Source organism: Ornithinimicrobium carbonis (genome assembly GCF_977012275.1).
In genome coordinates this window covers 155,676-177,393 of record NZ_OZ348993.1, presented here as the reverse complement: position 1 = coordinate 177,393, position 21,718 = coordinate 155,676, and the positions used below count along the sequence as shown (strand labels likewise).

The window sequence follows — 21,718 nt, the reverse complement described above, 5'->3', positions numbered from 1 at the left end:
GTGTTCCGTGACGCAGGTCACGGTTTGGTCAAGATCAGTCGATGTCGTTGACCGTGACATGTCCTGACGTGGACTGTAATCCCCATGTTCGCCAACAGAGCCGTGCCCATGGCACCCGTCGAGGACCCCCAGTGGGTGACCGACATCGAGACCACGGTCGACAGCGCCTTCACCAGCGTCACCTTCTGGTCCGGTGAGATCATCTTCTTCACCCTCCCCGGCATCCCGCAGATGCCGTTCGTGGTGATGTGGCTCGTCGCCGCAGCGTTCATCATCACCATCTACCTCGGCTTCATCCAGTTCCGTGGCCTGAAGACGGCCTACGAGACCATCCGCGGCCGGTACTCCAGCGCGGACGACCCCGGTGAGATCCCGCACTACCAGGCGCTGACCTCGGCCGTCTCCGGCACCGTCGGCCTGGGCAACATCGCCGGTGTCGGCGCGGCCGTCACCCTCGGTGGTCCCGGTGCGACCTTCTGGATGATCCTGGCCGGCCTGTTCGGCATGGCGACCAAGTTCGCCGAGTGCACCCTGGGCGTGAAGTACCGCGAGATCCGTGAGGACGGCACCGTCTCCGGCGGTCCGTTCAAGTACCTGCCCGTCGCCTTCGACAAGCTGCCCAAGTTCCTGTCGGTCGGGCTGACCGGCCTGTTCGCCTTCGCCATCCTCTTCTTCGGCGTCGGCGGCGGAAACATGTTCCAGGCCAACCAGACCTACTCCCAGGCCGTGACGGTCCTCGACCCCGACGGCACCGGATGGCTGGCCTCGACGACCGGCTCGCTGGTCTTCGGCCTCATCCTGGCCGCCATCATCGGCGCCGTCATCATCGGCGGCATGAAGTCGATCGGCCGGGTGACCTCGACCCTGGTGCCCCTCATGGGTGGCATCTACATCCTGGCCTGCCTCATCGTCATCCTCACCAACCTGCCCAACGTGATCCCCGCCTTCGGCGAGATCCTCTCGGGCGCCTTCACCCCCCAGGGCGTCACCGGCGGCTTCGTCGGCGCGCTGGTCGTCGGCCTGACCCGCTCGGCCTTCTCCAACGAGGCCGGCCTGGGCTCGGCCCCGATCGCGCACTCCACGGTCAAGACCCGTCGCCCCGTCTCCGAGGGCTTCGTGGCGATGTTCGAGCCGTTCATCGACACCGTCCTCATCTGCACCATGACCGCGCTGACGATCGTCATCGCGGACACCACCTTCTACAACGACGCCCGCGAGTTCACCTTCGAGGACGGCGACCGCTACGACCCCGACTACGGACTCTCCGGCGTCGAGGTCACCTCGAGCGCCTTCGGCGAGCAGATCAGCTGGTTCCCGGCCGTGCTGGCCGTGGCGGTGGCGCTGTTCGCGATCTCCACGCTGATCACCTGGTCCTACTACGGCCAGAAGGCGTGGAACTACCTGTTCGGGGACACCCGCACCTCGACGACGATCTACCGCTTCGTGTTCCTGTTCTTCACCGTGGCCGGCACGCTGCTGACCTTCGGCCAGGTGCTGGCGTTCGCCGACAACTTCCTGTTCGTCTGCGCCTTCGTCAACCTGCTCGGCGTCTACATGCTGCTGCCGGTCATCAAGCGCGAGATGAACGAGTACCTCGCCGACCGCGAGAGCGGCCTGCTCGCCGAGCTGGGGTTGCCGGACGCAGAGAAGACCCGGCCCATCGCCGAGCTTGCCGGTGAGAACCAGATCGTCGACGCCTCCGGGCGCAACCGGGTCGCCGCCGGCGTCGCCGCCGACGACCTGCGGGCCAGCACAGGGAAGAAGATCGTCGAGGAGGGCGGCAAGGGTTGGGCCGATCCCGACGACGACGGCTTCGGCCGGGGCAGCGCCACCGAGCCCTACGGACCGATGAACCCCCATCCCAAGGACAGGGGCGCGCGTCGCAAGGGCCGGCACGAGGCCGCGCCGGACCCGGACGACAACGGCTTCGGCCGTGGCGGGGCGACCACCCCGACCGACCCGCCGCACCACCAGCCGCGCGGACGGCACGAGGCGGACGGTGGGCCCGACGTCGACCCCGACCACGACGGCAACCCGCGCACCTGACGCGAGTCACCGCGCGGGACCACCCGCACCACCGGCGAGGGGCCGGGAGCACACGCTCCCGGCCCCTCGTCGCGTCACCCGGTGCCCGGGGCCGGTGACACGCCCGGTCGCAGGGTCTCCTGCCCCTCGCCGAGACGCCCGGTGCCCGAGCCCGGCGACACGCCCGCCCGCCTCGACCTGGAGGGTGCACGTGAACCCGTGAGGTCGGTCGGCCCGGGCGTGTCCCGACCCGGCCGTCCGCGACGGGCCCCACGGGCCTCGTGCGGCGATCAGCTCCTCGCGGCGCGCCAGGGTCGGCCGGGGAAGTGGTGGCGGAACTCCAGGGGCGCCTCCACGGGAAGGTCCACGTCGAACCCGCGAGCGGCGAGCGCGTCCCGGGCTCGTCGCACCGTCGCCCACGGGGTGATGTAGACGTCCTCGGCCCGCAGGACCACCAGCCTCCACCCCTGGCCGTCGAGCCACTCCCGGCGGGCGAGGTCCCAGCCCCACTGGCGGGCGTCCTCGGCGTGCTGCCGGCCGTCGTACTCGAAGGCCAGCTGCAGCTCCGGGTAGGGGAGGTCGAGCCGGTAGCGTCCTCGACCCGTCTCGTCCAGGACCCACCGGTTCACCTGGGGCTCCGGCAGGCCGCCCAGGACGAGGAGCAACCGGCTGCGGGACTCCATGCCCGACTCCGCCCCGTCGCGGACCAGCCCCGCTCCCTCCTTGGCGGCCGCCGCGCCGCGACCGGTCGCCCGTGCGGCCGCGCCCGACAGCCGGTCCGGGGTCGTCACGCCCCGGTGCACCAAGGAGTCGCCGAGCACCACGAGGTCGACGAGGGACAGGTCTGCCGCGAGGTCGACGAAGGTCTGCTCCGGGCTCGTCAACGGGACCTGGCCGCCCGGGAGTGTGGTGGTCCGCGTGAACTCCGGACCGCGCACGTGGCACCGCAGGCCAGGCCGCCGCCGCCGTGCCTTGGAAGCTGGGACCGTGACGTGCACCTCGGCGGTGTCCGGAACGAGACCTCCCCAGAGGCGGGCGGCGGTGTGGTGGCTCGCCACTGCCTCGGGAACGACCAGCCTGGCGGCCTCCAGGAGCGTGCTCGGCGAGAGCTCGACCGAGGAGGGAGCCCGCACCGTGCCGAAGAGGCGGTGGTAGGCCGGCCCGTCGACGCGGTGACGGGTAAGCCCGTGGCGGATCCCCTCGCCGCGCAGGAACGGCCGGTCCAGGTCCGCGGGTTCGACGGACTCCGCCCGGGGGCTCGGGTGCTCGTCGGGGACGGGTCCGTGCTCGTCGGCCGGACCCTGGGCGGGGCGTGGGCGGTCGGACCTGCTCGGCTCGGACGTCCTCATGTCGTCGATCGTGCTGCGTCGCGCCGGTCGACGGCGCCCGCCGTCCACAGCCCGGTGCCCGAGGCCGGCGACACGCCCGCCCGCCTCGACCTCGAGGGTGCACGTGAACCCGTGAGGTCGGTCGGCCCGGGCGTGTCCCGACCCGGCCGCGCGACGGGCCCGGTCGCCTCCCGACCCGGCTGGTCTGCGGCGGGCCCGGTCGCCTCCCTGAGCGCCGCCCCGTGAGCGCTCCCCGGAGACCGCCCCGGGGCATCCCCTCAGGCGATCCCGCGCCCGGGGTTCATGATCCCCAGCGGGTCGAACAGCGCCTTGACCGCCCGCTGGCGCGCGACCTCCGCGGGGCCCAGCTCCTCGGCGAGCCACGGCACCTTGAGCGAGCCCACGCCGTGCTCCCCGGTCAGCGTCCCGCCCAGCTCCCACGCCGTCCGGACGAGGTCGTCGAAGGCCCGCTCGGCGGCCGCCCGGCTCGCCGGGTCCGTCCGGTCGTAGAAGAAGCACGGGTGCAGGTTGCCGTCGCCCGCGTGCCCGGCGCAGGTCGCCTCGACGCCGTGCCGCTCGCCGATCCGGTGCACCGCGGCCACCAGCTCGCCCAGTCGTCCGACGGGCACGCAGACGTCCTCGATGATCCGGTCACCGCGGCGCTTCAGCGCCGGGTTGAGCACGCGCCGTCCCTCCAGCAGCAGGTCGGCCTCGGCACGGTCCTCGGCGGCCGCCACCTCGGTGGCACCCGCCGCCGCGAGCGCGGCGGCATACGCCTGCACGTCCTCGTCGGCGTGCCCGGGCCGGTCGGACTGGACCAGCAGCAGCCCGGCGGCGTCCGTGGGCAGGCCGTAGTCGCCGTACGCCTGGACCGCGGCGATGCTGGGCCCGTCCAGAAGCTCCACCAGGCTGGGGGTGTGCCGCTGCTCCCGCAGGGCGGTGATGCCCGCCACCGTGCGTTCCAGGGTGGGGAAGACAGCCAGCACCGTCAGCGCCGGGTCGCCCAGCGGGACCAGCCGCAGCACCGCCTCGGTGACCACGCCGAGCGTCCCCTCCGACCCGACGAACACCCCGGTGAGGTCGTAGCCGGCGACCCCCTTGGCCGTCCGCCGCCCGGTGCGCAGCACCTCGCCCCCGGCCAGCACGACCTCCAGGCCGCGCACGTAGTCGGCCGTCACGCCGTACTTGACGCAGCACAGGCCACCGGCGTTGGTGGCCACGTTGCCGCCGATGCTGCACATCGAGGCGCTCGCCGGGTCCGGCGGGTAGGCCAGCCCGTGCTCGGCCGCCGCCAGCTTCAGGTCGGCGTTGACCACGCCCGGGCCGACGACGGCGATCCGCTCCACCGGGTCGACCAGCAGGTCGGTCATCGCCGCGGTCGAGAGCACGATGCCGCCGGCCAGCGCCTCCGCGGCCCCGGTCGTGGCGGTGCGCGCGCCCTGGGGGACGACCGGGACCCGGTGCTGCGCGGCATACCGCAGGGTGGTCACCACGTCGTCCCGGGAACGGGCCCGCACCACGGTGAACCGGTCGCCGGGCAGCGGGTCCGCCTGCGGGGAGGCGTCCGCGGCGAACCCGGCCGCGATCTGCGGGTCGGTCACCACGCGGTCGCCCAGGAGGTCGTGGAGGGCCTCGGGGTGGGAGGTCATGACGTCGAGCCTACGAGGCCGGTCCACCCCGCCCGAGCCGCTACCATGGAGCGCACAGGCGTCCGAGCCGTCATCAGCGGCGAGCCTCCGGCAGAACAGCCCCGGCACCCCGGCCGGGAGCCCAGTAGACCCGGACGGGTAGGCCCGTCACAGCCGTCACGGAGCGGCGCGCCACGACCCGGCAGGACCGGGCGGGTGCGCAAGCGAGGTGGTACCGCGGTGCCGACCGGCTCATCCCCGGCGGGTGTCGTCCTCGTGGTTGGACACGACCCACGACGACCCGCACCACGAGGAGCCACGACCCATGGCCTACCCGCTCACCAGCACCTCCGGAGCCGCGCTGACCAGCTCGCCGAGCTTTCCGGAGATCGAGCAGGCCGTCCTGGCCTACTGGCGCGAGCACGACACCTTCGTCCGCAGCGTCGAGCAGCGCGACGCGGGGGAGGACGGCGCCAACGAGTTCGTCTTCTACGACGGCCCGCCCTTCGCCAACGGCCTGCCCCACTACGGCCACCTGCTCACCGGCTACGTCAAGGACGTCGTCCCCCGCTACCAGACGATGCGGGGCCGCCGGGTCGAGCGCCGCTTCGGCTGGGACACCCACGGGCTGCCGGCCGAGCTGGAGGCGATGAGCCAGCTGGGCATCAAGACCAAGGACGAGATCCTCGAGCTGGGCATCGAGACGTTCAACGACAAGTGCCGCGAGTCGGTGCTGAAGTACACCCAGGACTGGCAGGACTACGTCACCCGCCAGGCCCGCTGGGTCGACTTCGACAACGACTACAAGACGCTCAACGTCGACTACATGGAGTCGGTGCTGTGGGCGTTCAAGAGCCTGCACGACAAGGGCCTGGTCTACGAGGGCTTCCGCGTGCTGCCGTACTGCTGGAACGACCAGACGCCGCTGTCCAACCACGAGCTGCGGATGGACGAGGAGGTCTACCAGGTCCGTCGGGACCCGGCCGTCACCGTGGGCCTGCGGATCCTGCCGCAGGAGGGGTATGCCGCGCCCGCGGGCCCGGGCGGTGACGCGGACGGCGCCTCCGACACCGCCTCCGCCTCCGACACCCCCGCCGCCTCCGACAGCCCCGCCGACGACGTGCTCGCCGGGGCCCTGGCCCTGGTCTGGACGACGACCCCGTGGACCCTGCCGTCCAACCTGGCGATCATGGTCGGCGAGGACATCGACTACGTCGTCGTCGAGTCGGACCTCACCGGGCGGCCGGAGCGCTACGTCCTCGCCGAGGCGAGGCTGGCGGCATACGCCCGCGAGCTGGGGGAGGAGCCGACGGTCCTGGCCCGGATGACCGGCGCCGAGCTGGCCGGGCGCTCCTACGTCCCGCCGTTCTCCTACTACCAGGGCTGGGAGAACGCCCACCGTCTCGTCACCGCGGAGTTCGTCACCACCACCGACGGCTCCGGACTGGTGCACACCGCCGGCGCCTTCGGCGAGGACGACAAGGTGGTCACCGACCGCGAGGACATCGAGGCGGTCATGCCCGTCGGCGCCGACGGGTGCTTCACCGCCCCGGTGGACGAGTACGCCGGGATGCTGGTCTTCGACGCCAACGCCCCGATCATCGACCACCTCAAGGCGGCCACCCGCAACCAGGCGCCGGGGGCCGAGCAGCACGACCGGGGAGCGGTCACCGAGGGCACCGTCCTGCTGCGCCGCGAGGCCTACGACCACTCCTACCCGCACTGCTGGCGCTGCCGCGAGCCCCTGATCTACAAGGGCGTCTCCTCCTGGTTCGTGGAGGTGACCAAGTTCAAGGACGACATGCTGCGCACCAACGAGCAGATCACCTGGGTGCCCGAGCACGTCAAGCACGGCCAGTTCGGCAAGTGGCTGGAGAACGCCCGCGACTGGTCGATCTCGCGCAACCGGTTCTGGGGCAGCCCCATCCCGGTCTGGGTCTCCGACGACCCCGCCCACCCCCGGATCGACGTCTACGGATCGCTCGCCGAGCTGGAGGCCGACTTCGGCCGGCTGCCGCGCAACCGCGAGGGCGAGGTCGACCTGCACCGGCCGTTCATCGACGAGCTGACCCGGCCCAACCCCGACGACCCGACCGGCGCCAGCACGATGCGCCGGGTCGAGGACGTGCTCGACGTGTGGTTCGACTCCGGCTCGATGTCCTACGCCCAGGTGCACCACCCGTTCGAGAACGCCGACTGGTTCGAGCACCACTTCCCGGCCGACTTCATCGTGGAGTACATCGGCCAGACTCGCGGGTGGTTCTACACCCTGCACATCCTGGCGACGGCGCTGTTCGACCGCCCCGCGTTCTCCGCCTGCATCAGCCACGGGATCGTCCTGGGCAACGACGGGCAGAAGATGTCCAAGTCGCTGAAGAACTACCCCGACGTGCGCGACGTGTTCAACCGCGACGGCGCCGACGCGATGCGCTGGTTCCTCATGTCCTCCCCGATCCTGCGCGGCGGCAACCTCGTCGTCACCGAGGACGGAATCCGCGACGGGGTGCGCCAGGTGCTCATCCCGCTGTGGAACGCGTGGTACTTCTTCGGCCTCTACGCCAACGCCGCCGGCTACGAGGCGCGGTGGTCCACGGAGTCCACCGACCCGATGGACCGCTACGTCCTGGCCAAGACCCGCGACCTGGTGGTCCAGGTCGAGGAGGCCCAGGACCGGTTCGACATCGCCGGTGCCGCCGACGCCGTCCGGACCTTCGTCGACGTATTGACCAACTGGTACATCCGCCGCTCCCGCGACCGCTTCTGGGGTACCGGCTCCGCCGGTGAGGAAGGCCTGCGCACTGCCCTGGATACGCTCTACACCGTGCTCGAGGTCCTGTGCCGCGTCGCCGCGCCGCTGCTCCCGCTCACCACCGAGGAGGTATGGCGCGGCCTCACCGGGGGTGAGTCCGTGCACCTCACCGACTGGCCGACCGCGGCGGACCTGCCCGAGGACTCCGAGCTGGTGCAGTCGATGGACACGGTCCGCGAGGTGTGCTCGGCGACCCTGTCGCTGCGCAAGGCCGAGCAGCTGCGGGTTCGCCTCCCGCTGGCCTCGCTGACCGTGGCGACCGCGCACGCCGAGGGTCTGCGCGACCTGGCCGGCATCGTGCGGGACGAGGTCAACGTGCGCGAGGTGCAGGTGCTGGACCTGGACCAGGCCTCGGCCGCGGACTTCGGCGTCGAACAGCGCCTGACCGTCAACGCCCGCGCCGCCGGTCCCCGCCTGGGTCGCGACGTGCAGACCGCCATCAAGGGGTCCAAGTCCGGCGACTGGTCGGTCGCCGAGGACGGCACGGTCACCGCGGGCGGGCTGTCGCTCGTGGAGGGTGAGTACACCCTGGAGACCGTCGTCGGCGAGGCCGTCGACGGAGGTTCGCGGGCGACGGCCATGCTGCGCGGCCACGGCGGCGGGTTCGTCGTGCTCGACACCGGGGTCACCGAGGACCTGGCCCGCGAGGGCCTGGCCCGCGACCTGGTCCGGGCGGTCCAGGGCGCCCGCAAGGACGCCGGGCTGGACATCACCGACCGGATCAGCCTCACCGTCGTCGGCGACGACGACGTCTGGGCCGCCGCGACCGAGCACCAGCGCCTCGTCATGGACGAGACCCTCGCGGTGCAGTTCGGGGCGGCGGGGGCCGGGACCCCGCTCCCGCCGCCGCCCAGGCACGGCCTCGGCGGGGGCAGCGACCCCGACGGGGGCACCCAGCCGCGGATCCGTTCGCACACGGCCTCGGCCACCCTCGACGGCGACCGGACCGTGGAGCTGCTCATCACCAAGGTGGAGGCGCGATGACCGACCAGTTCTTCGACGGCAACGAGCTGCCGCTCGACCCCGGTGCCGCCGTGCCCGAGGTTCCGGCACGACGGCGGCGTGGCGTCGAGCAGGTCGACCCCGGGCTCGCGGCGCGCTACGCGGAGGTGGTCGAGGAGATCCTGGCCCGCACTCCCGAGCACATGCCCGAGCCGACCCTGCACCGGGTCGCCCGGGTGATGGAGCTCATGGGCGACCCGCAGCGGGCCTACCCGATGATCCACCTCACCGGGACGAACGGGAAGACCTCCACGACCCGGATCGTCGAGCGCATCCTGCGGGAGATGGGTCTGCGCACAGGACGGTTCACCAGCCCGCACCTGCACGACATGCGCGAGCGGATCAGCCTGGACGGAGAGCCGATCGGGATCGAGGCCTTCCTGGAGACCTACGACGAGGTACGGCCCCTCCTGGAGATGGTCGACGCCGAGTCGATGGCCGACGAGGACCCGCGGCGGCAGGTGCGGATGACCTACTTCGAGGTCGTGGTGTGCCTGGCGTTCGTCGCCTTCGCCGACTCCCCGGTCGACGTGGCCGTCGTCGAGGTGGGTCTCGGCGGCGTCTGGGACGCGACCTCGGTGGCCGACGGCACCGTGGCGGTCGTGACCCCGATCTCGCTGGACCACACCCGTCTGCTCGGATCCTCGGTCGAGCAGATCGCCACGGAGAAGGCGGGCATCGTCAAGGCCGGCTCCATCGCCGTCGTCGGCGTCCAGGAGCCGGAGGTGATGACCATCCTCACCGACCGGGCCGAGGAGGTGGGCGCGGACCTGCGGACCGAGGGGACCAGCTTCGGCGTCCTCGCGCGCGAGGTGGGCGTCGGCGGTCAGCAGGTGTCCCTGCGCGGCCTGGCCGGTGACTACTCCGACCTGTTCCTGCCGCTCTTCGGGGCGCACCAGGCCCACAACGCCGCGATCGCGGTGGCGGCCGTCGAGGCCTTCGTCGGCGGCGGGGAGCAGCACCTGACCGACGAGGTGCTGCGGGGCGGGCTGGCCGGGGTGACGTCCCCGGGTCGCCTGGAGATCGTCCGCCGCTCACCCACGGTCGTCGTCGACGCGGCCCACAACCCGGCGGGGGCCGAGGCCCTGGCGGAGGCGCTGCGGGAGTCCTTCACCTTCACCCGCCTCGTCGGGCTGCTGGCGGTCCTGGAGGACAAGGACGCCGAGGCGATGATCCGGACCCTGGAGCCGGTCCTCGACCACGTCGTCGTCACCCGGACCTCCTCGCCGCGGGCGATCCGTCCGACCCGGCTCGGCGCCATGGTCGCCGAGTACTTCGGGGAGAACCGGGTCACCGTCGTCGAGGAGCTGCCCGAGGCGCTGGACGTGGCGGCCGGCCTGTCCGACGACGGCGGCGTGGGTGGCGCGGTGCTGGCCACCGGCTCGGTGACCACGGCCGCCGAGGTGCGCATGCTGCTGGGGGTCACCAGCACCTGAGCCGGGCCGCCGCCCCGGGCGCGGCCGGGGACGGCCCGGGCAGCCCGGGGACGGCCCGGGCCGGGCTCCCAGCCTCTCGGCTCTGCGTCAGTGGTCCTCGCCGTGGTCCGCGTCGTCGGTGGCTGCATCGCGCCCCGTCCCACCGCCGGCGGCCTCCCCCAGCCACGCGGAGACGTCCTCGCGCGGCTCGGCGTCCCGCTCCGACAGCATGTCCGTCATCAGGGCGATCTCGCCCGACTGGGCGTCGACCATGCGCTGGGCGGCGGCGCGCACGTCCTCGTCCGAGGCCAGGTCGAGGGCCGCCTGCGCCATCTCCACCCCGGCGATGTGGTGGGTGGTCATCAGCTGGAGGTAGAGCACCTCCGCCTCGCGCCCCTCGGCGGCGGTGAGCGCCTCGATCTCGCTGGGGGAGGCCATCCCCGGCATCGGGACCCCGGCGGGCAGATCTGCGGTGTCGTGACCCTCCCCGTGGTCGCGCATCCAGGCCATCCGCTCGTCGGTACGGGCGCGCGGCAGGTCCCAGTCGGCCAGCCACGACGCCATCTGCCCGCGCTCGAAGTTCTGGTTGTTGTCGATGTCCACGGCCAGTCGTCGCACGTCCTCGTCGTCGGTGCGCTGCATCACCAGCTGCGACATCTGCACGGCCTGGGCGTGGTGCTCGCTCATGTCCCGGGCGAACCCGGCGTCGGCGCTCCCCTCGCCGGGACGACCCGCGCCGAAGGCCAGCCAGCCCAGCAGCACGCCCAGGCACAGGGCGGCCACCGTCACGGCGGCCAGCGCCGGTGCTCCGAACGTGCGCCAGCGCTCGCGGGCGGCCGCGCGGCCGTCCGCGGGTGCGGGGGCGGCCACGCCTCCACCCACCGCCGCACGGCCGTCTGCGCCCGCACGCCCGCCCTGGTCGTCCGGGCCGACGGGGGTGCTCACGAGCCGGCCACCAGGTTCTCGGTGGTGCCTCCGGTGCAGGCGGCCCCGGGCTCGGGGGTCTGCGGCCCCTGCTTGTACTCGCCGATGAAGCGGGTCAGGTCCGCGCGGTCGGCCTCCTCCAGCGTCATCTGGTGCCCCCAGGCCGTCGCCACGACCGGGGCGTCCTGCTCCGGGTCGGGCGAGACGAGCATGTAGTCCTGCCCGCCCAGGTCGGTGAGCACCTCGACCTGGTCGGCCGGCAGGTCGGGGGAGTAGGTCAGCCACACCGCACCGTGCTCCAAGGAGTGCACCGCGTGCTCGGCGGGCACCGGGTCGGGGTAGACGCCGCAGTCCCACCACGCCGGGTGGTGCGGACCGCCGACCGGGGGCGACTCCTCGTACTCCACCGGCTCGTTGGTGTGGTCGGCGGCCTGGTAGTCGTAGGACTGCACCGGCAGCCGGTCTCCGACGATGGCCCAGGTCACGGCGCCGACGATGAGAGCGACCACCAGGGCCGCAGAGCCCCAGATGATCGCGCCGCGGCGACGCTCGGCCGAGGCGGTGGCCTTCTGGATCTTGGCCACCTTCGTGGCGCGGTCAGGGGAGGTGCTGCGGTCGGGTCGGGGCACGGTGGTCGCTCCTGCTCGGCGCGGGTCGGGCTGTCGGGTCGGCTGTGCGGTCGTCGGGCTGTCCGCTGTCTGGCTGTCACTCTGTCGGCTCCCAGGGTAGGTGGTCCGACTGACAACGGCCTGCACGGTGCGGTCGTCCACCTCTGGGACAATCTCCCGGTGACCTCCCCCCGACCCAGCCTGCTGCGCCCGCCCGTGCCCGGCCCGATGACCCGCCGTCTCTGCGGGGCCGCCCTCGTGGCGCAGTCGGTGTCGGTCTTCTTCGGCGCCCTGGTGGTCTGGCAGCTCGCGCGGGTCACCGGCGGGGACGCCTTCGCCGACCCGGTCGTGCTCCTCGTGGGCGGGATCGCGCTGGCCCTGCTGTGCCTGCTGGCGTCCGGCGCGCTGCGCTCCCGGGCGGGCGTCTGGCTGGGTTGGCTCTGCCAGCTGCTCACCCTGGCCAGCGCCCTCGTGCTGCCCGCGATGGCCGTCGTGGCCGTCCTCTTCGGAGGGTTGTGGTGGCTGTGCCTGACCCAGGGCCAGCGGATCGACGCCGACCGGGCCCGCTGGGCCGCCGAGGCCGAGGGTCTCGACGGATGATCCCGCCGACGAGCCCGACGAGCCCGACGAGCCCGACGAGCCCGGTTAGCCCGACGAGCCCGACGAGCCCGGTCCCCGCGCGACCGCCGCGGGCACCGCATACCCCGACGTCCCCGAGCACCCACCCCCGCACGCGCCAGGAGCACCTGTGGACCTGCTGACCGCGATCGTCCTGGGCCTGGTCCAGGGGCTGACCGAGTTCCTCCCGATCTCCTCCAGCGCGCACATCTCGATCGCCGGGCGGTTCCTGGGCGTGGACGACCCCGGAGCCGCGTTCACCGCGATCAGCCAGCTGGGCACCGAGGCGGCGGTCCTCATCTACTTCCGCCGCGACATCGCCCGGATCCTGCGGCGCTGGACGGCCTCCCTGCTGGGACGGGTGCCCCGCAACGACCCCGACGCGCTCCTGGGCTGGTGGGTCATCCTCGGCACGATCCCCATCGGCGTCCTGGGGCTGCTGTTCCAGGAGCGGATCGAGACCGACCTGCGCAGCCTGTGGATCACCGCGACCATGCTGCTCGTCTTCGCCTTCGTCATCCTGGCCGCCGAACGGGTGGGACGTCAGCGGCGCGAGCTGCACGAGCTCACCTGGCGCCACGGCCTGGCGTTCGGCTTCTGGCAGGCGCTGGCGCTCGTGCCCGGCGTCTCCCGCAGCGGCGGCACGATCGCCGGCGGGCTGTTCATGGGCTACACGCGCGAGGCCGCCGCCCGCTACTCCTTCCTGCTCGCGATCCCGGCCGTGCTCGCCTCCGGCGGCCTGCAGCTGGTCAAGGTGTTCACCGGCGACGCCGTCGGCTCCGGCACCGCCTGGGGGCCGATCGTCGTCGCCACGCTCATCGCCTTCGGCGTGGGGTATGCCGTGATCGCCTGGTTCATGCGGTACATCACCACGCACACCTTCACCCCGTTCATGGTCTACCGGATCGTGCTGGCGCTCGTGCTCTTCGCCCTCCTGGGCACGGGCGTCCTGGAGCCCTGACGGGGGCCGGGGCCGCGGCGGGCCGACGTTAGGCTGGCCCCGTGACCCAGACTCCCCAGACCGAACGCTCCCTCGTCCTCGTCAAGCCCGACGGCTACCGTCGCGGCCTCACCGGGGAGGTGCTGCGCCGGATCGAGGCCAAGGGCTACAGGCTGGCGGCGCTCGCCGTGCTGACTGCCACGCAGGAGCAGCTGGCCGCCCACTACGCCGAGCACGAGGGCAAGCCGTTCTACGAGCCGCTGCTGGAGTTCATGTCCTCGGGCCCGGTGACCGCGGTCGTCGTCGAGGGGCACGGGTGCATCGCCGGGTTCCGCTCGCTCGCCGGCGCGACCGACCCGACCGCCGCCGCGCCCGGCACGATCCGCGGGGACCTGGGACGCGACTGGGGCGTCAAGGTCCAGCAGAACATCGTGCACGGCTCGGACTCCCCGGAGTCGGCCGCCCGCGAGATCGGCATCTGGTTCCCCGAGCCGGTCTGAGCGACGTGTCCGCCCCCTCCTCCGAGTCGTCGTCCGAGACGCTGGCCGACCTCGACCTCTCCGGTGCCCGGTGCAGCGACGCAGCGCGGGAGCGGCAGGACCCGATGCTGGGCACGGCACCGCCGCAGCGACGGTTCCTGCTCGTGGAGCAGGAGGGCGGCTGGGCCTTCGAGGGGTTCCCCGCGCTGAGCCTGCAGGAGGACGTGAAGGCGGAGGTGATCCGGCGCGCGGAGGCGGCGGGGGCACGGATCATGCTCATCCGCCGTCCCGGTCGGCACAGCTCGGCGGTGTGCCTGTCGCGCGCCTGGTGCGTCGTCGACCCCTCGGCGCGCAGGGGTCACCGGGTGACCTGGGGGACGTGGGCCTACCCGGCCGAGCTGCTCGCGGCGGTCGAGCGGGTGGAGGAGCTGCACGCCGCCGCCGAGGACGCCACGGCGACCTCCACCGCCACGGTGACCTCCTCGCCCACCGCCACCGCCGCTCCCACCTCCACCACGCCTGCCACCTCCACCACGCCTGCCACCACCCCCTCGCCCGTGGAGGAGGACGACGACAAGGACACCGACGACGAGGAGCCGCTGGTGCTCGTCTGCACCCACGGCCGCAAGGACGTCTGCTGCGCGCTGCGCGGCCGCCCGGTGGCCCTCGACCTGGCGCGCCGCTGGCCCGAGCAGGTCTGGGAGTGCACGCACACCGGCGGAGACCGCTTCGCCGCCAACGTGGTGCTGCTGCCCGACGGCGCCACCTACGGCGGGCTGGACACCCCCACGGCCGCCGACGTCGTGCAGGCCCACCTGGAGGGTCGTCCGCAGACCGCCCACCTGCGCGGGGTCACCGGTCAGCCCCGCCCGGTCCAGGCGGCGCTCGTCGCCGTGCACGAGCAGCTCGGCCCGCTGCCGTGGGGCACCGTCGAGGTGGAGGGGAGCCTGCCCGTGGAGCCGGTCGGTGACGACGTCGAGGCCCACCGGGTGACGCTGCGCCTGCCCGACGGGCGCCGGGTGCAGGTCGACGTCGGCGAGCACCGCCGTCCCGCCGCCCAGCTGACCTGCCGGTCCGGGGTGGCCAAGGTGTCCCAGGTCCCCGTACCCGGCCCGGTGCGCGTCCTCGACCGCCCCGACGCCGGCTGACCGGACCGGCGGCCGCGCTGTCTACGATCCAACGGTGAGCACCGCCGCCGACCCGACGCCCCGCACGCGGCGGCGCTGGGCGCCCGGTCGCGACCTGGCGGTCGACCTGGGCACCGCCACGACGCAGGTGCACGTGCGCGGGCGCGGCGTCGTGCTGGACGAGCCCACCGTCGTGGCGGTGGACGGCACGACCGGACGGCTGGTCGCCGCCGGCGAGGACGCCCTGCGGATGCACGGACGCACCCCCCAGGGCGTGCTCACCGTGCGGCCGCTCTCCGACGGGGTCATCGCCGACGCCGAGGTCGCCGAGCAGATGCTGCGCCACTTCGTCGACCGGGCCCGCCCGGGTCGGCTGGTCCGCCCCCGGGTCGTCGTCTGCGTCCCCTCCGCCGTCACCGGGGTTGAGCGCCGGGCGCTGGAGGACGCGGCGCTGCGCTGCGGGGCCCGCTCGGTGCACGTGATCGAGGAGGTCGTCGCCGCCGCGATCGGGGCGGGGCTGCCGGTGCAGGAGGCGCGTGCCTCGATGGTCGTCGACATCGGCGGCGGCACCACCGACGTGGCCGTGCTCAGCCTCGGCGGCGTGGTCAACGCCCGCAGCGCACGGATCGGAGGGGACGAGGTCGAGGAGGCGGTCGTCCGCGGCGTCCGCCAGACCTACGACCTGCTCCTGGGTGAGCGCACCGCCACCGACGTCGTCCACCGGGTGGGCTCCGTGTGGCCGCCCGCCACCGAGCTGACCACCCGGGTGCGGGGGCGGGACCTGGGCACCGGCCTGCCCCGCACCGTGGAGCTGGGCAGCACCCAGGTGCGACGGATGATCGAACCGGTCACCGTGCAGGTCGTCGAGGTGGTCCGGCAGGTGCTCGACGTGTGCCCTCCAGAGCTCGCCGGCGACCTGCTGTCCTCCGGCGTCGTCCTCACCGGTGGTGGTGCCCTGCTGCGGGGCTGGGCCGAACGCCTCCGCCACGAGCTCGGCGTCCCCGTCCGGGTCGCCGAGGAGCCCCGGCACGCCGTCGTGCGCGGCGCCGGGGCCTGCGTCGACGACCTGGCCGTCCTGCGCCGGGTGCTGGCCAGGGCCCCCGGGGCATGAGCCGAGGTATGCGGTCCCGCCGGCGCCCCCTGTACGTCACCGCGCTCGTCGCCGCCCTGCTCACCGCCGGCGCGGTCGTCGTCGACGTGGCCCGTCCGCAGGTGCTCGACCCCGCCCGGGGCGTCGTCGCCGACGTCACCGCACCGGTGCGGCAGGCGCTGACCGGCTGGGACGAGGGCCGGGTGCGCGCGCTCACCGCCGAGCGGGACGCCCTCGCCGCCGAGGTCGCCCGGCTGCGTGAGCAGGTCCGCCGCCACGAGCAGCTGGGCGCCCTGGACGACCGGGTCGTCGACGACGGGCACCGGCTCCTGCCGGCCCGGGTCGTCGGGTTCTCCCCGGGCACCTCCCCGGTCGCCGGCCGGACCGTGACCATCGACGTCGGCGCCGACGACGGGGTGTCGCCGGACCTGACGGTCGTCGCGGCCGACGGGCTGGTGGGGCGGGTGCTGCGGGTCGCCGGCAGCTCGGCGGACGTGCTCCTGGTCGGGGACGCCGGCGTCGTCGTCGGGGTGCGCTACGGCACCGACGGTGCCCTGGGCAGCGTCGCCGCCGAGCCACCGCCCGGCCTGCCGCCCCGGGGGCAGGGCGAGCTCACGCTCACCGCGCTGGGGGACACCGTGCCCCGGGTCGGCGACGAGGTGACCACGCTGGGCAGCCCGGACGACCGGCCGTACGTCGCCGGCGTCGCGCTCGGGGTCGTCCGCGCGCCCGACCCCGACCGCGGACAGCTGGGCAGCACGGCGGTCGTGCGTCCCCACGTGGACACGGACACCCTCGACCTCGTCGCGGTCGTCCTGCCCGAGGGGGAGGGGCAGGCGCCGTGAGGAGCGCGGGCGGTGCCCGTGGCCGGTCGGGGAGCGACCGCGCCGCACCTCGCGGGCTGGTCGTGCCCGTGCGCGCGGCGCTGCTCGTGGCAGCGGCCCTGCTGTCCTCGACCTGGCCGTCCGGCGGGCCACGGCCCGACCTGGTGGTGCTCGTGGTCGTCGCCGCGGCGCTGGCCCGCGGCCCCGCCACCGGGGTCCTCGTCGGGCTCGCCGGCGGTTGGCTTGTCGACCTCGTGCCGCCCGGCGCCGCACCGGCCGGCGGCACCGCCCTCGTGCTCGCCTCCGTGGGTGCCCTCTCGGGCCTGGCCCGGCCCGCGGCCGCCCTGTCCCCGGTGGTCCCGTGGGTGCTCGCGGTGCTCGCCGCGGCCGTGCCACCGGCGGTCCGCTGGGTGGCCGCCGCGGCCGGGTGGGGCACCGTCCGGGTCGGTGACCTGCTGGCGTCCTGGGGCTGGACCGCCGTCCTGGCCCTGGGGCTGGTCCCCGCGCTGCTGGCGCTCGAGCGACGCCTGGGACCCGGGCGTGCCGGGGGGCGCCGGTGAGCACGGGGGACCGCCCGGCCGAGGGCCTCCGTCGCCACCGGCCGCTCGTCCCCGTGCCCCGGCCGCAGGTCAGCACCCCCCGGGTCCGGCGCCCGCCGACGACCGTCGGCGTCTGGGTGCTCGCCCTCGTCGTGGTCCTCCTGGGGGTGGTGCTCCTGCTGCGGCTGGCCCAGCTGCAGCTCGCCGCCCCGCAGGAGGCGGCCGAGGCCGCGGCGGTCAGCACCCGGGAGCTGCACGTCCCGGCGGTGCGCGGCCGGATCCTCGCGGCCGACGGCACCCCGCTCGTCGGCAACGCCCCGTCGACCGTCGTCACCGTGGACCCCGCCCGGCTCCTGGAGGCCGAGGACGAGGGCCGCGCGCTCGTCCTCGACGTCGCACGGGCGCTGGACCTGCCCGCCGACCAGCTGTGGGGACGCACGCGCCTGTGCGGCACCGCCGACGCCCCCCCGGTCCCGGCCTGCTTCTCCGGGTCGCCCTACCAGCCCGTGCCCCTCGCCCACGACGTCGACCCGGTTGCGGCGCTGGCGCTCCTGGAACGGCCCGAGGACTTCCCCGGCATCGACGTGCGGACCGTGCCGGTGCGCGACCACCCCGCCCCGGAGGGGATCTCGGCCGCGCACGTCCTGGGCTACCTCGGCCGCCCGACGCAGGAGGAGGTCGAGGCCTCCGACGGCGGCGTCGGGGCCGACGACCGCGTCGGCCGGGCCGGCCTGGAGGCCGCCTACGACGACGTCCTGCGCGGCACCCCGGGGCGCACCACCGTGGCCGTCGACGCCCGGGGCGTGGTCACCGGCCAGCTGGCCCGCACCGATCCGTCGCCGGGGTCCGACCTGCGCACGCACCTGGACACGGCCGTGCAGGCCGCCGCCGAGCAGGCGCTCGCGGACACGGTCGAGCAGGCCCGCGACGACGGCGCCCCCGCCCGGTCGGCGGCGGCGGTCGTCATGGATCCCCGGGACGGGGCGGTGCTGGCCGCCGCGAGCTGGCCGACCTACGACCCCTCGGTGTGGACCGGCGACCTGTCCACGGCCGACTACCAGGCGCTCGTGGACCCCGAGCAGGGCGCCCCCCTCGTCGACCGCGTGCTGGCCCGCACCTTCCCTCCGGCCTCGACGTTCAAGGCCTTCACCCTCCTCGCGGCCCTGCAGACGGGTGTCGACCCCGGGGCGCGGCACGCCTGCCCCGGGGCGGTGACCATCGCCGGGCAGCGGTTCACCAACTACGAGTCCGAGGAGTTCGGCCGCCTGACCCTGCCCGAGGTGCTCGAGGTCTCCTGCGACACGACCTTCTACCGGTGGGCCTACGAGCACTGGCAGCAGCTCGGCGGGCTCGGACCCGCGCCGGGGGGCGACGGTGAGGCCGTCGCCGACGCGGAGGACAGGTTCCTGGCCGTGGCCCGCGGGTTCGGCCTGGGCCGGCCCACCGGCGTCGACCTGCCGGGGGAGGCTCCCGGGACGCTGCCCTCCCGGGCCTGGAAGCGGGAGTACTGGGAGGCCACCCGGGAGGAGTCGTGCCGTCGCGCCGAGGACGGCTACCCGGAGGTCGCCGACCGCGAACGCCGGGAGTTCCTCGAGCAGCTGGCGGTCGAGAGCTGCGCCGACGGCTGGCAGTGGCGCCCGGGGGACGCGGTCAACCTGTCCATCGGGCAGGGTGACGTCTCGGTCACCCCCCTCCAGCTGGCGGTCGGCTACGCGGCCGTGGCCAACGGCGGCCGGCTCGTCGCCCCGCGGGTGGCCGCGTCCGTCTCCGCGACCGACGGCGAGGTGCTCCGCGAGATCGACCCCGAGCAGGTCGGCGCCGTCTCCGTCCCCGCCGAGGACCTCGCCGTGGTCCGTGCCGGGCTGGCCGGCGTGACCGTGCGCGGCACCGCAGCCCAGGCCTTCCGCGGCTGGCCGCACGAGGACCTGCCGGTGGCGGGTAAGACCGGGTCGGCCGAGGTTCTCGGGCAGACGGCCACGAGCTGGTTCGCCTCCTACGGCCCCGTCCAGGACCCCCGGTACGTCGTCGTCGTGCTCGTCGAGGAGGGCGGGCTCGGCGGTGACGCCGCAGCCCCGGCGGCCCGCCGGATCTGGGAGACCCTGCGCCTGCGCGAGGACGGGTGACGCGTCCCCCAAGTTGCAGGACGCATACCCCTGGGGGTATATTTGTGACATCGCACACCCACCCCCCTCACAAGGAGTGAACGCATGCTGCTCGAGCGCATCTACGACGAGGACCTCTCCCAGGCCAGCTACGTCATCGGCTGCCAGGCCAAGGGCGAGGCGGTCGTCGTCGACGCCCGTCGCGACATCCAGGTCTACCTCGACCTCGCCGCCAAGAACGGCATGAAGATCGTGGCGGTCACCGAGACCCACATCCACGCCGACTACCTGTCCGGCACCCGCGAGCTGGCCGCGGCCACCGGAGCCCAGATCTACGTCTCCGGCGAGGGTGGCGAGGACTGGCAGTACGGCTTCGAGGGCACCCGCCTGCACCACGGCGACACCATCACCCTCGGCAACATCACCGTCAAGGCCCTCCACACCCCCGGTCACACCCCGGAGCACCTGGTGTTCCTCGTGACCGACGGCGCCTTCACCGACCAGCCCGGCTACCTGCTCTCCGGCGACTTCGTCTTCTCCGGGGACCTCGGCCGTCCCGACCTGCTCGACGAGGCCGCCGGCGGCGTCGACACCCGGTTCGTCGGGGCCAAGCAGCTCTTCGGCTCGCTCAAGGACTCCTTCCTCACCCTGCCCGACCACGTCCAGGTCTACCCGGCGCACGGTGCCGGCTCGGCCTGCGGCAAGGCGCTGGGCGCGCTGCCGTCGACCACGGTCGGCTACGAGCGGCTCTACGCCTGGTGGGCCCCCTACCTGGCGACGGACGACGAGCAGGGATTCGTCGACGAGCTGCTCGACGGGCAGCCCGACGCCCACGCCTACTTCGGGCGGATGAAGCGGGAGAACAAGCTGGGCCCGGCCGTGATGGGCGAGCGCGCCCCGCTCGCCGAGCTGACCACCGACGCCGTCCGCGCCGGCCTCGAGGGAGACACGATCACCCTCGTGGACACCCGCCCCGTCGAGGAGGTCCACGGCGGCGCCGTGCCCGGCTCGCTGTCCATCCCGGCGCCCGACAAGGCCGCCACCTACGGCGGCTGGGCCTACGACCCGGAGAAGGACTCCCGTCCGCTCGTGCTGCTGGCCCCCGACCAGGAGACCGCCCAGGACGTCTGGGACCACCTGGTGCGGGTCGGTGTCGACGACGTGACCGGCTACGTCACCTCCCTGGACGGCCTCCCGCTCGAGAAGCCCGCGACGGTCGCCCCGGCGGACCTGGACGGTATGCCGTACGCGCTCCTGCTCGACGTGCGCAACCGGACCGAGCACAGCGAGGGCACGATCCCCGGCGCCGAGCAGCTCTCCGCCGGCCGGGTGCTCTGGCACACCGACCGGCTGCCCGGCGAGGGCCGCATCGTGACCTTCTGCCAGTCCGGCCTGCGCAACAGCGTCGCCGCCTCCGCCCTGCGCCGCGCCGGGTTCGACGTGGTCGAGCTGGAGGGCAGCTACGCCGGGTGGCTGCAGGAGCAGTCCCGCCGCGCCCCGGTGGGCGGCTGACCCGGCCCCCCTTCTGACCGCACGCCCCTCGACCCGTCCCGCCGGCCGCCGACCCGGCCGGGAGAACCCTCCCGGCCGGGTCCGGCACGTCGGGACGACGCCCAGAACACCCCGACCCGGGCGGCGCCGCTGCCGGGCCGACGGAAGGATCTTCGTGAGCACCACCCTGGACACCCCCACGACCGTCATCGACGCCGACACCCTCAAGGCGTGGATCGAGCGGCACGACGACGTCGTCGTCATCGACGTGCGCTCGGCGGCCGAGTTCGAGTCCCTGCACATCCGCGGCTCCTACAACGTCCCGCTGCCGCTGCTGGCCGAACACACCCAGGACGTCGCCCAGCGGGTCGGCCGCCGCGTCGTCCTCGTCTGCCACTCCGGCGTCCGGGCCGAGCAGGCCCGCGTGCGCCTGCACGAGGTCGGCATGGACTCCGCCCTCGTCCTCGACGGCGGTGCCCCCGCCTTCGCCGCCGCGGGCGGCGACGTCGTGCGCGGCGAGCAGCGCTGGGCCATGGACCGCCAGGTCCGCATGGTCGCCGGCACCCTGGTGACGACCGGTCTGCTCGCCGGTGAGCTGGTCTCGCCCAAGCTGCGCCTCGTCGCCGGGGCCGTGGGCGCCGGTCTGGCCTTCTCGGCCGCCAGCAACACCTGCGCGATGGGCTCGGCCCTGGCGAGGATGCCGTGGAACCGCGGCGCCCAGGACCCGCAGGCCCACGAGGCCATCGGGCAGCTGCCCACCGTCGACTGA

The 21,718-nt window shown here is 74.1% G+C and carries 17 protein-coding genes; 13 read left to right on the top strand and 4 right to left on the bottom strand.

Annotated elements, in window-relative coordinates:
* Nucleotides 1-84 precede the first annotated feature (84 nt).
* A complete protein-coding gene (locus ACWHYA_RS00725; RefSeq protein WP_425939787.1) occupies nucleotides 85-2,046 on the top strand; it encodes an alanine/glycine:cation symporter family protein in 1,962 nt (653 codons plus the stop codon).
* 269 nt (nucleotides 2,047-2,315) lie between these two features.
* On the opposite strand, the gene ACWHYA_RS00720 is transcribed toward ACWHYA_RS00725, so the two are convergent.
* The gene (locus ACWHYA_RS00720) at nucleotides 2,316-3,374 is read right to left on the bottom strand and encodes a hypothetical protein (protein WP_425939789.1); all 1,059 of its coding nucleotides are present in this window, start codon (nucleotides 3,372-3,374) and stop codon (nucleotides 2,316-2,318) included.
* A 257-nt stretch (nucleotides 3,375-3,631) separates the two neighbouring features.
* Nucleotides 3,632-5,002: an FAD-binding oxidoreductase gene (locus tag ACWHYA_RS00715; RefSeq protein ID WP_425939791.1), complete on the bottom strand. Its 1,371-nt coding sequence runs from the start codon at nucleotides 5,000-5,002 to the stop codon at nucleotides 3,632-3,634.
* Nucleotides 5,003-5,306: 304 nt separating this feature from the next.
* Between ACWHYA_RS00715 and ileS the strand changes: the two genes are divergently transcribed.
* The gene (gene ileS, locus ACWHYA_RS00710; RefSeq protein ID WP_425939792.1) at nucleotides 5,307-8,774 is read left to right on the top strand and encodes an isoleucine--tRNA ligase; all 3,468 of its coding nucleotides are present in this window, start codon (nucleotides 5,307-5,309) and stop codon (nucleotides 8,772-8,774) included.
* On the top strand, nucleotides 8,771-10,228 hold the full coding sequence (locus ACWHYA_RS00705; protein ID WP_425939794.1) for a bifunctional folylpolyglutamate synthase/dihydrofolate synthase: 1,458 nt from the start codon (nucleotides 8,771-8,773) through the stop codon (nucleotides 10,226-10,228). Before ileS ends, ACWHYA_RS00705 begins: the two co-directional genes overlap by 4 nt.
* A gap of 87 nt (nucleotides 10,229-10,315) precedes the next feature.
* Here the strand turns inward: ACWHYA_RS00705 and ACWHYA_RS00700 are convergent, their stop codons facing one another.
* Both ACWHYA_RS00700 and ACWHYA_RS00695 read right to left on the bottom strand, forming a co-directional pair.
* Nucleotides 10,316-11,152, bottom strand: a complete 837-nt coding sequence (locus tag ACWHYA_RS00700; protein ID WP_425939796.1) for a DUF305 domain-containing protein — start codon at nucleotides 11,150-11,152, stop codon at nucleotides 10,316-10,318.
* Nucleotides 11,149-11,760 carry a DUF3105 domain-containing protein gene (locus ACWHYA_RS00695; RefSeq protein ID WP_425939798.1) on the bottom strand — a complete coding sequence of 204 codons (612 nt, stop codon included), beginning with the start codon at nucleotides 11,758-11,760 and terminating at the stop codon, nucleotides 11,149-11,151. Before ACWHYA_RS00695 ends, ACWHYA_RS00700 begins: the two co-directional genes overlap by 4 nt.
* Before the next feature lie 159 nt (nucleotides 11,761-11,919).
* Between ACWHYA_RS00695 and ACWHYA_RS00690 the strand changes: the two genes are divergently transcribed.
* The 10 genes from ACWHYA_RS00690 (at nucleotide 11,920) to ACWHYA_RS00645 (ending at nucleotide 21,718) form a co-directional block, all read left to right on the top strand.
* Entirely contained in the window at nucleotides 11,920-12,339 is a 420-nt protein-coding gene (locus ACWHYA_RS00690; RefSeq protein WP_425939799.1) for a DUF4233 domain-containing protein, read from the top strand.
* A gap of 148 nt (nucleotides 12,340-12,487) precedes the next feature.
* On the top strand, nucleotides 12,488-13,318 hold the full coding sequence (locus ACWHYA_RS00685) for an undecaprenyl-diphosphate phosphatase (RefSeq protein WP_425939801.1): 831 nt from the start codon (nucleotides 12,488-12,490) through the stop codon (nucleotides 13,316-13,318).
* A 41-nt stretch (nucleotides 13,319-13,359) separates the two neighbouring features.
* Nucleotides 13,360-13,797: a nucleoside-diphosphate kinase gene (gene ndk, locus ACWHYA_RS00680; protein ID WP_425939803.1), complete on the top strand. Its 438-nt coding sequence runs from the start codon at nucleotides 13,360-13,362 to the stop codon at nucleotides 13,795-13,797.
* Between the two features lie 5 nt (nucleotides 13,798-13,802).
* A complete protein-coding gene (locus ACWHYA_RS00675; RefSeq protein WP_425939805.1) occupies nucleotides 13,803-14,924 on the top strand; it encodes a sucrase ferredoxin in 1,122 nt (373 codons plus the stop codon).
* Between the two features lie 34 nt (nucleotides 14,925-14,958).
* Complete coding sequence (gene mreB / locus ACWHYA_RS00670) at nucleotides 14,959-16,014, top strand: rod shape-determining protein (RefSeq protein ID WP_425939807.1); 1,056 nt, start codon at nucleotides 14,959-14,961, stop codon at nucleotides 16,012-16,014.
* Between the two features lie 8 nt (nucleotides 16,015-16,022).
* On the top strand, nucleotides 16,023-16,838 hold the full coding sequence (gene mreC / locus ACWHYA_RS00665; protein WP_425939809.1) for a rod shape-determining protein MreC: 816 nt from the start codon (nucleotides 16,023-16,025) through the stop codon (nucleotides 16,836-16,838).
* The gene (locus ACWHYA_RS00660; RefSeq protein ID WP_425939810.1) at nucleotides 16,835-17,377 is read left to right on the top strand and encodes a rod shape-determining protein MreD; all 543 of its coding nucleotides are present in this window, start codon (nucleotides 16,835-16,837) and stop codon (nucleotides 17,375-17,377) included. Before mreC ends, ACWHYA_RS00660 begins: the two co-directional genes overlap by 4 nt.
* Nucleotides 17,374-19,479 carry a penicillin-binding protein 2 gene (gene mrdA, locus ACWHYA_RS00655; RefSeq protein WP_425939812.1) on the top strand — a complete coding sequence of 702 codons (2,106 nt, stop codon included), beginning with the start codon at nucleotides 17,374-17,376 and terminating at the stop codon, nucleotides 19,477-19,479. The genes ACWHYA_RS00660 and mrdA overlap by 4 nt, the downstream gene beginning before the upstream one ends.
* An 84-nt stretch (nucleotides 19,480-19,563) precedes the next feature.
* A complete protein-coding gene (locus ACWHYA_RS00650; protein ID WP_425939814.1) occupies nucleotides 19,564-20,970 on the top strand; it encodes an MBL fold metallo-hydrolase in 1,407 nt (468 codons plus the stop codon).
* A 154-nt stretch (nucleotides 20,971-21,124) separates the two neighbouring features.
* Nucleotides 21,125-21,718, top strand: coding sequence for a rhodanese-like domain-containing protein (locus tag ACWHYA_RS00645; protein WP_425939816.1), 594 nt, complete (start codon nucleotides 21,125-21,127; stop codon nucleotides 21,716-21,718).